This window comes from Arthrobacter sp. NPDC093125, from assembly GCF_044754225.1.
In the GTDB taxonomy this organism is placed as follows: Bacteria; Actinomycetota; Actinomycetes; order Actinomycetales; family Micrococcaceae; genus Arthrobacter.
The window spans coordinates 1-11,844 of the sequence record NZ_JBIVOQ010000001.1 but is presented as its reverse complement, the minus strand read 5'-3'; the positions used below and the strand labels follow the sequence as shown (position 1 = coordinate 11,844).

Genomic DNA, 11,844 nt, shown 5'->3' with positions numbered 1-11,844 from the left:
AAGGACGGGAACGCTTGAATATGCGCAGGCTGCTGGCCGCGGTAGTGCTGACTGTGCTGTTGGGCGTGGCGCTCGTCGTGTCCAACGGACTGCAGCTCCAAACGGGTGGGCAGGCCCCTGCAGAATCCGGCAGCGCGCAGCCCAGTCCCGGGCAAGGCACAACGCAACCTGGCCCCACGCAACCCGGCCCCGCACGGTCCGGCACGCTGCCGCCGTCGTCCCTCCCGCCGTCGGCTCCCGACGGCGGAGCGGCCGCCAACCCGTCACGGCTCCCAACCATCAGGGAATCGCAACTCCCGCGCGAAGGGCGCGCCACCCTTGCGCTCATCCGCCGCGGAGGGCCGTTTCCCTACGAACGCGACGGCGTGACCTTCGGAAATTTTGAGCGCATCCTGCCGCGGAAATCGGGCGGCTATTACAGGGAGTACACCGTGCCGACTCCCGGCGAGTCTGACCGCGGGGCCCGCAGGATCGTCGCGGGCAAGGCCGGCGAAAAGTACTACTCGGCCGATCACTACGAGTCGTTCAAATTCATAGCAGAGGGTAAATAGCTCCGTGAAGATCTATTCGGCAGACACCTGGACCGTTGACGAACTGCGTGACCAGGCAGCTGATGCGGGCCGGCGCAGCCTCGTGGTCCCGGCTGCCGGCTCCAAGAAGGCGGTACTTGCCACCTTCGGGGAGGCCCTGCAGTTCCCGGAGCACTACGGCGTCAACCTGGACGCCCTCAACGACTCCCTCCATGACTTCGCCGATGCCATCTCGGACAACGGCGAAGACCCGCTGACGGTGATCTGGGAAGTGGCCGCTGCCTTCCGCAGCGACCGCTCCTTCGGCGTCATCTGCGAGATCCTCCAGGACGCTGAGAGCTACGCCGGCAAGGACCTCACGGTCATAGCCGTCTGCCTGTAGGCCCTCTCAGACGTAGGCACGGTGGCCCGTCAGCGACGGACCACCCTGACGTGAGAGCCTACGCGTTGACGACCAACCCCAGTTCGGCCTTGGATGCCAGCGCCTCGTGTTTGGGAAGCACCCGCACCGTGTAGCCGAAGGATCCGGAGCGGTCGATCACGATGGACCCCGTGAACAGATACCGGCCGTTGCCCAGTTCGTCCTTGGGCTCGAGCTCCACGAGCGTCACGTTGGCGAGTTCATCGCTTTCCTCGGCCTGTCCGTAGGCGACCTCCACGGCAACGTCGTTCGGCGTCAGGTTGTGCAGCCCCACGTAGGCGTTGACCTGGAGGGTGTCGCCGATCTGCGGATCCTCGGACACGCCCAGGGAATCCACGTGCTCAACGTGGAGCTGCGGCCAGGCAGCCCGCACCTTGGTGGTCCACGCCGCGAGCTTCCTGGACTGAACGAAGGAGTTGGCAACCGCGTGCCGCCCGGAAACAGCAGCTGGCCTGTACAGGACGTTGACGTAGTCCCTAAGCATTCGCTCGGCCGACACTGCCGGTCCGAGGTGCGCGAGCGTGTGCTTGATCATGGACACCCAGTGCGTGGGGATCTTCTCGTGGCCGGTGTCGGACGGACCGGCGGCGCCTGCTGCTTCAGACGTGGTGTTGCCGTAGAACCGTGGCGCCACCTGGGTCTCGAGCAGCTCGTACAGGGCGGCGGCCTCGATGTCGTCGCGCTCATCGGCCGAGGCCCCGTTGTTGGCGGTCGGAATCGCCCAACCGTTTTCGCCGTCGTACATCTCGTCCCACCAGCCGTCGAGCACCGAAAGGTTGAGGGAACCGTTGATCGCTGCCTTCATGCCCGACGTGCCGCAGGCTTCCAGCGGACGCAGCGGGTTGTTCAGCCAGACGTCGCAGCCCGGGAACAGGGTGCGGGCCATGGCGATGTCGTAGTTCGGCAGGAAGACGATGCGGTGGCGGACCTTGGGGTCGTCCGTGAAACGCACCAGGTCCTGGATCATCTTCTTGCCCGCGTCGTCCGCAGGATGGGATTTGCCGGCGATGACCAGCTGGATCGGGTGCTCCTTGTGCAGCAGGAGCGCCTTGAGGCGCTCGGGCTCGCGGAGCATCAGCGTCAGCCGCTTGTAGGTGGGAACGCGGCGGGCGAAGCCGATGGTCAGGACATCGGGATCAAGGACGGAATCGGTCCAGGCGAGCTCAGCATCAGCGGCACCGCGCTTCTTCCAGGCTGCCCGAAGCCGGCGCCGGACGTCCTCGACGAGCGCGGCACGCATGTCGCGCCGCACCTGCCAGACTTCCGCGTCGCTGACGTTGTAGGCCAGATCCCAGCGGCCCGTCGCCTCGGCCTCGGCCCCGAACCGTTCCCGGGCCAGCTTGGAGATTCTCGAGTCGACCCATGTGGGCACGTGCACGCCGTTGGTCACGGACGTGATGGGCACTTCCGAGTGGTCGAACCCGGGCCAGAGCGCGGAAAACATGCCGCGGGACACTTCGCCGTGGAGCTTGGCCACTCCGTTGGCGCGCTGGGCGAGGCGCAGGCCCATGACGGCCATGTTGAACACGAACGGATTCCCGTCCGCGAAGTTCTCGCGGCCCAGGTCGAGGATCCGGGACGTGGGAACATCAGGGGCGAGCCCCGCCTCGAAGAAGTGCTGGATCTGGGCGGCCTCGAAACGGTCGATGCCGGCCGGGACGGGGGTATGGGTGGTGAAAACGGTGGACGCACGTCCGGCGGCGAGTGCTTCGTCGAAGGTGAGCGCTTCCTCGCCCGCCATCAGCTCCTGGATCCGCTCGACGCCGAGGAAGCCGGCATGGCCTTCGTTGGTGTGAAACACCTCCGGCGCGGGCGTGCCGGTCAGGCGCTGGTAAGCGCGCAGCGCCTTCACCCCACCCATGCCCAGCAGCAGTTCCTGCTGCAGCCGGTGGTCACCGCCGCCGCCGTACAGCCGGTCCGTGATGCCGCGGGCGGCGTCGTCGTTGCCGGGAACGTTGGAGTCCAACAGCAGGAGGGGGACACGCCCGACGTCGGCACGCCAGATATGCGCCGCAAGGCGCCGGCCGTTGGGCAGCGGCAGCGAGATCTCGAGGGGCTTCCCGCTGCCGTCAGCGGACGGTTCCCGCAACAGCGTCAGCGGCAGGCCGTCCGGATCGATGACCGGATACGTCTCCTGCTGCCAGGCGTCCCGGGACAGGGACTGCTTGAAGTATCCGGCCTGGTACAGCAGGCCCACGCCGATCAGCGGAACACCGAGGTCCGATGCTGCCTTGAGGTGGTCGCCCGCCAGGATGCCGAGGCCGCCCGAATACTGCGGCAGGACCTCCGTGATGCCGAACTCCGGGGAGAAGTAAGCGATGGAAGCAGGGGCGTCCTCGCCCAGGCTCTGGTACCAGCGCGGCTCCTCAAGGTACCGGTCAAGATCATCTGCGGCGGCACGCACCCGGGCCACCACATCCGGGTCGGTGGCCAGCCGGTGCATCTCTTCGCGGCCCACGAGCCCCAGGAAACTCACCGGATCATTGCCGCATTCGGCCCATACCTTGGGACTCAGGCCTTCGAAGAGTTCCCGGGTGGGCCGGTGCCACGACCAGCGCAGATTGGTGGCCAAACGGGCCAGCGGCCTGATCGGCTCGGGAAGAACGGTACGGACAGTAAATCTGCGGATTGCCTTCACTTGCGCCACACTAATCGAGAAGGTGAACCTCAGGAACTGCTTTCGATTACATTCCGGTAAATGACGGATCAGCAGGCAGATTTAGTTCGCACGCTTAGCAATGGCTGCCATTTATCGCTAATGTCGAGCCTGTGACGACTAACACGCGAACCAGTGCCCCAGCCAAGCAGACGCCCACCGCTTCGATCATGGATGGCCTTCGATTCGGCCGTTTCCCGATCACAAGTGTTCAACCGGTAGTCGAAGGCGGGAAGTTTCCCGCTAAGGCGCTACCGGGTGAAGACATCGTCGTTAGTGCAAAATCCTTCCGGGAAGGCCACGACCAGCTGGGCGTCAGCGCCGTCCTGCTCGACCCGAAGGGCAAGGAGCGCCAGCGCGTCCGGCTGCACCCCCCGCGCGGTGACCGCGGCAAGGGCACGGACCTGTGGGAAGGCCGGCTGACCCCCACCTCGACGGGCCGCTGGTCCTTCGTGATCGAGGCCTGGCACGACCGCTACGGGACCTGGCACCACAACGCCGAGGTGAAGGTCGAGGCGGGCATCGACGTCGAACTGATGCTCGACGAGGGAGCCGCGCTGCTGTCGCAGGCCGCGGAGGAGTCCTTCCGCAACTCCGCCGACCGGAACACGCTCCGCGCCGCCGTCGTCGGTCTCTCCGACACGGCAAAGTCCGCCGAAGAGCGGCTGGCGGCCGGCTTCAGCCCGGAGGTCACCGAAATTGTCGGGCGTGAGCCCATCCGCGAGCTGGTCACCGTTTCTGAACCGTTCCCCCTGCTGGTGGAGCGCGACCTCGCCGGCCGAGGCTCCTGGTACGAGTTCTTTCCGCGCTCCGAGGGCGCCGTCAAGAACCACGAGACCGGGCAGTGGACCTCCGGCAACTTCCGCACGGCCGCCAAGCGCCTGGAAGCCGTCGCCGACATGGGCTTCGACATCATCTACATGCCGCCCATCCACCCGATCGGCGTGCAGCACCGCAAGGGCCCGAACAACACGCTCATCGCCGGCCCCAACGACCCCGGATCCCCTTGGGCCATCGGGGCGAAGGAGGGCGGCCATGACGCCATCCACCCCGACCTGGGCACGTTCGAAGACTTCGACGCCTTCGTCTCCCGCGCCAACGAACTGGGCCTGGAAGTAGCACTCGACCTGGCGCTGCAGGCCGCCCCGGACCACCCCTGGGTCGCCGAGCACCCGGAATGGTTCACCACCCGGGTCGACGGAAGCATCGCCTACGCCGAAAACCCGCCCAAGAAGTACCAGGACATCTACCCGCTGAACTTCGACAATGATCCCGAGGGCCTGTCCAGGGAAATCCTGCGCATCGTCGAGCTCTGGGTCAGCCACGGCGTCAAGGTCTTCCGTGTGGACAACCCCCACACCAAGCCGGTGTGGTTCTGGGAATGGCTCATCGCCAAGGTCAACAAGAAGAACCCCGACGTCGTGTTCCTCGCCGAGGCCTTCACCCGGCCGGCCATGATGCACGCGCTCGGCAGGGCCGGCTTCCAGCAGTCCTACACGTACTTCACCTGGCGAAACACGAAGAAGGAGCTGGAGGAGTACTTCCACGAGGTCAGCCACGTTTCGCCGGCCTTCTTCCGCCCGAACTTCTTCGTCAACACCCCTGACATCCTCACGGAGTACCTGCAGTACGGCGGTCCGGCCGCCTTCAAGATCCGGGCTGCTCTCGCGGCAACCGCAAGCCCGCTGTGGGGCGTCTACGCCGGCTACGAACTGTACGAGCACGTGGCAAGGCCGGGCGCCGAGGAGTACATCGACAATGAGAAGTTCGAGTACAAGGCCAGGGACTGGGATGCTGCTGCCGCATCCGGCCGGAGCCTGGCGCCGTACCTCACTAGGCTCAACGAGATCCGCAAGGCCCATCCGGCCCTGGGGGACCTGCAGAACCTGACCCTGCATCACAGCACCGACGACGCCACGATCGTGTACTCCAAGCACAAGACCCTTCCGGACGGCACCAAGGACACCATCATCGTGGTGGTCAACGTGGACCCGCACAGCACCAGGGAAAGCACGGTGTCGCTCGACCTCGCCGCGCTGGAGCTCGGCCCGGATGACCTCACGCAAAACGGCGGCTTCAGGGTGGATGACCTGATCTCAGGCCAGTCCTGGGAATGGGGCGAGTACAACTACGTCAGACTCGATTCCCACATCGAACCTGCACACATCCTGAACATCCGGAGGTAGCCTCAGTGAGTTTCAGCCCGCCGACATCCACGCACCACTTCACACCAAAGAGCACATTCGAGCTCAACGCGCCGGGACTGCAACACGATCCACTGTGGTACAGGAAAGCGGTGTTCTATGAAGTGCTGGTGCGCGGCTTTGCGGATGCCAACGCGGACGGGTCGGGAGACTTCCACGGTCTGATTGACAAACTCGACTACCTGCAGTGGCTGGGGGTGGACTGCCTCTGGCTGCCTCCGTTCTTCCAGTCACCGCTGCGCGACGGCGGTTATGACATCTCCGACTACAACTCGGTGCTGGACGAATTCGGGACCATCAGTGACTTCAAGCGGCTCGTCGCCGAAGCCCATGCGCGCGGCGTCCGGGTCATCATCGACCTGCCGCTGAACCACACATCGGACCAGCACCCCTGGTTCCAGGAGTCCCGCAAGGACCCGGACGGTCCCTTCGGCGACTTCTACGTGTGGAGCGACACGGACGAGAAATACCAGGACGCCCGCATCATCTTCGTGGACACCGAAGAGTCGAACTGGACGTTCGATCCCATCCGGCGCCAGTTCTTCTGGCACCGCTTCTTCAGCCACCAGCCCGACCTCAACTTTGAGAACCCCAAAGTCATCGACGCCGTGTTCGACGTCGTGCGGTTCTGGCTGGACCAGGGAATCGACGGCTTCCGCGCCGACGCCATCCCGTACCTCTACGAGGAGGAAGGCACCAACTGCGAAAACCTGCCCGCCACCCACGAATTCCTGCGCAAGCTGCGCAAGATGGTGGATGAAAGCTACCCGGGCAGGGTGATCATCGCCGAGGCCAACCAGCCGCCGAACGAGGTCGTGGAGTACTTCGGAACGGAAGAAGAACCGGAATGCCACATGGCCTTCCACTTTCCGATCATGCCGCGGCTGTACTACGCCCTGCGCGACCAGAAGGCGGCCCCGATCATCGAGACGATGCACGACACGCCGGACATCCCGGAGGGCGCCCAGTGGGGCACGTTCCTGCGGAACCACGACGAGCTGACGCTCGAAATGGTCACCGCCGACGAGCGTGCCGCGATGCTGGGCTGGTACGCCCCGGACCCGCGCATGCGCGCCAACATCGGCATCAGGCGGCGCCTGGCGCCGCTGCTGGACAACTCCCGGGCAGAGATCGAACTCATCAACGCCCTGCTGCTGTCCCTGCCGGGCAGCCCCTTCCTTTACTACGGGGACGAGATCGGCATGGGAGACAACATCTGGCTCGAAGACCGTGACGCCGTCCGTACCCCCATGCAGTGGAACCCGGACCGAAACGCAGGCTTCTCCAATGCCGATCCGGGCAAGCTGTACCTGCCGGTGATCCAGTCGCTGGTCTACAACTACAGCATGGCCAACGTTGAAGCGGAGGCCGCCCACTCCGGATCCCTGCTTCGGTGGACGAGGCAGATCCTGAGTGTCCGGCGTAACCACGCGGCGTTCGGGCTGGGCACCTTCAAGCATGTGGAAGCCGACCACGAAGTGGTGCTGGCCTACTTGCGCGAACTTCCCGAAGGCAACACGGCCGGTGAGCCCGCTGAAACCATTCTCTGCGCCTTCAACCTCTCCCAGCACCCGGTGTCGTCAACGCTGAGGTTGCCGCAGTTCGCCGGCCGCGGGCTGCGCGACGTCTTCGGCGGACAGCCGTTCCCGGGCGTGGGGGAGGACGGCAACCTGACCCTCACGCTGGGCAGCCACGACTTCTTCTGGCTGCGCCTGCGTTCCGCCGCCTCCAACCCCGCATCTCCTTTCACCCAGGCGATGCCCGTCCTGTCGATTGAGGGCTGAGATGAGCCAATCAACACTGACCCCCACACTCAAAGAGCTGCTCCGCCAGTGGCTGCCCCGCCAGCGCTGGTTCCCGGTAAAGGCGGGAGCTTTCTCGCTGGACCCGGTAGGCGGCTTCCTCCTGAACGACTCATTTGATGAGGTCGGCCTTGAGGTGTTCCTCGCCTCCGTGGTTTCGGAAACGCCCGACGGCGGCCGCCGCACCGATGTGGTCCAGGTGCCGCTCAGCTACCGCCGCGACCCCCTGCCCGGCGCGGAGCGCGCCCTCGTGGGTGAAAGCGACCACCCCGAACTGGGACACCGCTGGATCTACGACGGCGTCCACGACCCCGTGTTCATCGCAGCGTGGCTTGACCTCATGCGGACAGAGGGCTCCGCTGCGGCCGGCGCCGCCAGCGGCCACCTCTCCGGAGGCGGCCAGCCGCTTCCGCAGGCGACCGGAACAGTGCGCGTCCTGTCAGGCGAGCAGTCCAACACTTCCGTCATCATCGACGACGGCGACTCCGCGGCTATCGTGAAATTCTTCCGTGTGCTTTCCGCCGGCCGGAACCCGGAGGTTGAGGTCGGCGCAGCCCTTTCCGCTGCGCGCACCACGGAAGTACCCGCCACCCTCGGCTGGGTCACCGGCGAGTGGTTCCCGCAGACGGGCACGGCCGGTGCGCCTGACCGGGCTCAAGGTGAACTGGCGGTGGCACACGAGTTCCTGGCCGGCGGCCGTGACGCCTGGAGGCTCGCGGTCGGGGCTGCCGCAGCGGGAGCCGACTTCACCCAGGAGGCACACGCCCTCGGCCATGCCACGGCCACCGTCCACCGGCGGCTTGCAGAGACCCTGGGGGTGTCTAAGGAAGCTGTCCCCGGCGGAATCATTGCGCCCGGAGTAGCCCAGCGTGTGCGGCAGGCCTGGACGGAAGCCGGTCCCGCCGTCGGACCGTATGACAACGAACTGGAACTGCTGCTTGCAGACCTTGAGGGCACTCCGGCCGGCGCGCTGCAGCGCATCCACGGGGACCTCCACCTCGGCCAGATCCTCCAGGTTCCCGGCCGCGACGGCGGACCGGACCGCTGGGCGATCCTCGATTTCGAGGGTGAGCCGCTCCGGCCCATCGCGGAACGGAACTTTCCGGACGTCCCCCTGCGGGACGTGCTGGGCATGCTCCGCTCCTTCGACTACGCCGCGGGTGCCGCCGAGCGTGAGAGCAGTGATGCCCGCGTTCCGGAGGCCTGGGTTGATGACTGCACCGAGGCCTTCCTGGCCGGCTACTCGGAAGTCACACCCGGCACCGTTGACAGGAACTCGCCGCTCTTTGTGGCATTGTGGCTGGACAAGGCGCTTTACGAAGTCGTCTATGAGATGCGCAACAGGCCGGACTGGCTGGCCATCCCGGCGAATGCGGCCAGGCGGCTCCTCAGCAGTAAAGGCACCGGCGAACCGGCCGGCGCCGCAGCGGAAGGTAAAAACATGACAGGCTCTGTACCCACAGATCGGCCCCACGCGCCCCTTCACGTGGATGCGCATACGCTCTCCCGTGTGGCTGCCGGTGAGCACCATGCCCCACACTCCGTGCTTGGTGCCCACCTGGATGACTACGGCCAGGTGACCATCCGAACCGTGAAGCACATGGCCGAAGCGGTGACCGTAGTAACCGAGGCGGGCTCCGTCCCGATGACCCATGAGGCCGAAGGCGTCTGGGTGGCCGTACTCGAGCCGCTCCAGACCGGGCATGTGCCGGACTACCGCCTGGACGTGACGTACGAAGGCCTGGAACCGGTCAGGGTCGACGAGCCTTACCGCTACCTCCCGACCGTTGGGGAAGTTGACCTGCACCTGATCGGGGAGGGCCGCCACGAAAAGCTGTGGACCGTCCTGGGCGCCCACGTGCAGCACTACAAGTCCGCGCTTGGAGACATCGACGGCGTGTCCTTCGCCGTGTGGGCCCCCAACGCCGAGGCTGTGCGCATCAAGGGTGACTTCAACTCCTGGGACGGGCGGGAGTACTCTCTGCGTTCCCTTGGTTCCTCCGGCATCTGGGAACTCTTCGTCCCCGGCGTCGGGGCCGGCGCGTGCTACAAGTTCGAGATCAAGACCAGGGGCGGCTACTGGGTTGAAAAAGCCGACCCCCTGGCCTTCGGCACGGAGGTGCCGCCGCTGACAGCCTCCAGGGTTGTGGAATCCCACTACCGGTTCGAGGACGCCGACTGGATGAAGGCGCGCGCTGAGCGGGATCCGCACAACTCGCCCATGAGCGTCTACGAGGTCCACCTTGGATCCTGGCGCCTTGGACTGGGCTACCGCGAACTGGCCAAGGAACTCGTCGAATACGTCAAGTGGCTGGGCTTCAGCCATGTCGAGTTCATGCCCGTGGCAGAACACCCCTTCGGAGGCTCATGGGGCTACCAGGTCACCTCCTACTTTGCGCCGACGTCCCGCTTCGGGCACCCGGACGAGTTCCGCTACCTGGTGGATGCGCTCCACCAGGCCGGCATCGGAGTCATCCTTGACTGGGTTCCGGCGCACTTCCCGAAGGACAACTGGGCCCTGGCCCAGTTCGACGGCCAGCCGCTGTACGAGCACGCCGATCCGAACCTGGGGGAGCACCCGGACTGGGGCACCCTGATCTTCGACTTCGGCCGCACCGAGGTCCGCAACTTCCTGGTGGCAAACGCGCTCTACTGGCTGGACGAGTTCCACATCGACGGCCTGCGCGTGGACGCCGTGGCGTCCATGCTCTACCTGGACTACTCCCGGGAGGACGGCCAATGGCAGCCGAACCGCTTCGGCGGACGGGAAAACCTGGAGGCCATCTCGTTCCTGCAGGAGGCCAACGCCACGGTGTACAAGACGCACCCGGGCGCGGTCATGATCGCCGAGGAATCCACCGCGTTCCCGGGCGTGACCGGACCGACGAGCCACGGCGGACTCGGCTTTGGGCTCAAGTGGAACATGGGCTGGATGCATGACACGCTGAAGTACATGTCGGAAGATCCGGTGAACCGCAAGTGGCACCACGGAACGGTCACGTTCTCGCTGGTCTACGCCTTCACCGAGAACTTCCTCCTGCCCATCAGCCATGACGAGGTTGTCCACGGCAAGGGCTCGATGCTGCGCAAAATGCCGGGCGACCGCTGGCAGCAGCTGGCGAGCCTGCGCGCCTTCCTCGGCTACCAGTGGGCACATCCCGGTAAGCAGCTCATCTTCATGGGCACGGAATTCGGCCAGGAAGCCGAATGGTCAGAGCAGCACGGCCTCGACTGGTGGCTGGCAGACATCCCGGCCCACAACGGCATCCAGCTGCTGACCAAGGACCTGAATGAGCTGTACAAGTCCACGCCGGCGCTTTACTCACGTGACAACGAGCCCGGCGGCTTCCAGTGGATCAACGGGGCAGACGCGGACCGCAACGTCCTGACTTTCGTCCGTTGGGACAAGGACAGCAACCCCGTCGTCTTCGCCGTCAACTTCTCCGGAGCCCCCCACAAGGACTACGCCCTGGGTGTCCCCGCTGCCGGCGGATGGACTGAAGTGCTCAACACCGACGCCGCAGCATATGGCGGGTCCGGTGTTTTGAACACCGGGACGCTGACCGCGGAGGACGAAGGCACCGACGGCCAGCCCGCCACGCTGACGGTGACCCTGCCCCCGCTCGGCGCCGCCTACTTCAAGCCGACCGGCACAGGCGCCAAGTCCCTGCCGGTGAAGCCAGCCCAGGCGGAACTGCCGGAGACTACGGTTAGCTAGGGGACTACGGTTAGCTAGGGCGGCGGAGAGCTAGAGACGCTGCACAGCATCCTGAAGAGGCCCGGATCCCTGGGATTCCGGGCCTCTTCCGCTGTTCGTGACTGGCTGGCTCAGTATCCGGAGAGCTGCCCTGGAGCCGGGTTGGCGTCCGGGAAAAGTAGTGGTAGAGTTTATTTCCGCGCCGCTCCCCGGAGTCGGTCGGATCAGCGAGTGAGATGCCCAAAACATCATGGACTTGCAGAGGCCGATTTGACTAGGATGGTGAGAGCAGGTAAGTTTGGAAAGTTGCTCCGGAGCGATCCTGAACGGGTGTTTGGGTGGTGCCGGGTGTGTCTGTTGTTTGAGAACTCAATAGTGTGCCAAGTTTGTTGATACCGATTTTTTATTAAATTGGTTGAATTGCCGGGCTGCGCCTGCCCCTGTGGGTGTGGTCTGGTGTTTTGGCTGGTTTCAAATTTTGTGCAGCCTGGTTCCGCGTTATTTCCGCGGTTTCTGGTTGTGTCTGTTTTTCTT

At 65.2% G+C, this 11,844-nt stretch carries 6 protein-coding genes; 5 read left to right on the top strand and 1 reads right to left on the bottom strand.

Features of this window, described 5'->3' with window-relative positions:
* The first annotated feature begins 20 nt into the window (after positions 1–20).
* The gene (locus ACIP9X_RS00030; protein WP_400478503.1) at positions 21–551 is read left to right on the top strand and encodes a ribonuclease domain-containing protein; all 531 of its coding nucleotides are present in this window, start codon (positions 21–23) and stop codon (positions 549–551) included.
* 4 nt (positions 552–555) lie between these two features.
* On the top strand, positions 556–912 hold the full coding sequence (locus ACIP9X_RS00025) for a barstar family protein (RefSeq protein WP_400477682.1): 357 nt from the start codon (positions 556–558) through the stop codon (positions 910–912).
* Between the two features lie 58 nt (positions 913–970).
* On the opposite strand, the gene glgP is transcribed toward ACIP9X_RS00025, so the two are convergent.
* On the bottom strand, positions 971–3,589 hold the full coding sequence (gene glgP / locus ACIP9X_RS00020) for an alpha-glucan family phosphorylase (RefSeq protein WP_400477681.1): 2,619 nt from the start codon (positions 3,587–3,589) through the stop codon (positions 971–973).
* A 188-nt stretch (positions 3,590–3,777) separates the two neighbouring features.
* Between glgP and ACIP9X_RS00015 the strand changes: the two genes are divergently transcribed.
* The 3 genes from ACIP9X_RS00015 to ACIP9X_RS00005 are packed head-to-tail and all read left to right on the top strand — an operon-like array spanning position 3,778 to position 11,331.
* Complete coding sequence (locus ACIP9X_RS00015; protein ID WP_400478502.1) at positions 3,778–5,793, top strand: alpha-1,4-glucan--maltose-1-phosphate maltosyltransferase; 2,016 nt, start codon at positions 3,778–3,780, stop codon at positions 5,791–5,793.
* A gap of 5 nt (positions 5,794–5,798) precedes the next feature.
* On the top strand, positions 5,799–7,595 hold the full coding sequence (treS, locus tag ACIP9X_RS00010; RefSeq protein ID WP_400477680.1) for a maltose alpha-D-glucosyltransferase: 1,797 nt from the start codon (positions 5,799–5,801) through the stop codon (positions 7,593–7,595).
* Position 7,596: 1 nt separating this feature from the next.
* Positions 7,597–11,331 (top strand): 1,4-alpha-glucan branching enzyme, encoded by a 3,735-nt coding sequence (locus tag ACIP9X_RS00005; protein WP_400477679.1) that lies wholly within the window; start codon positions 7,597–7,599, stop codon positions 11,329–11,331.
* Positions 11,332–11,844: the final 513 nt, after the last annotated feature.

What these genes read in the sequence shown, in the direction of transcription:
- ACIP9X_RS00005 (WP_400477679.1), top strand. Translation starts at nt 7,597, where the DNA reads ATGAGCCAATCAACACTGACCCCCACACTCAAAGAGCTGCTCCGCCAG.
- ACIP9X_RS00015 (WP_400478502.1), top strand. Translation starts at nt 3,778, where the DNA reads ATGGATGGCCTTCGATTCGGCCGTTTCCCGATCACAAGTGTTCAACCG.
- ACIP9X_RS00030 (WP_400478503.1), top strand. Translation starts at nt 21, where the DNA reads ATGCGCAGGCTGCTGGCCGCGGTAGTGCTGACTGTGCTGTTGGGCGTG.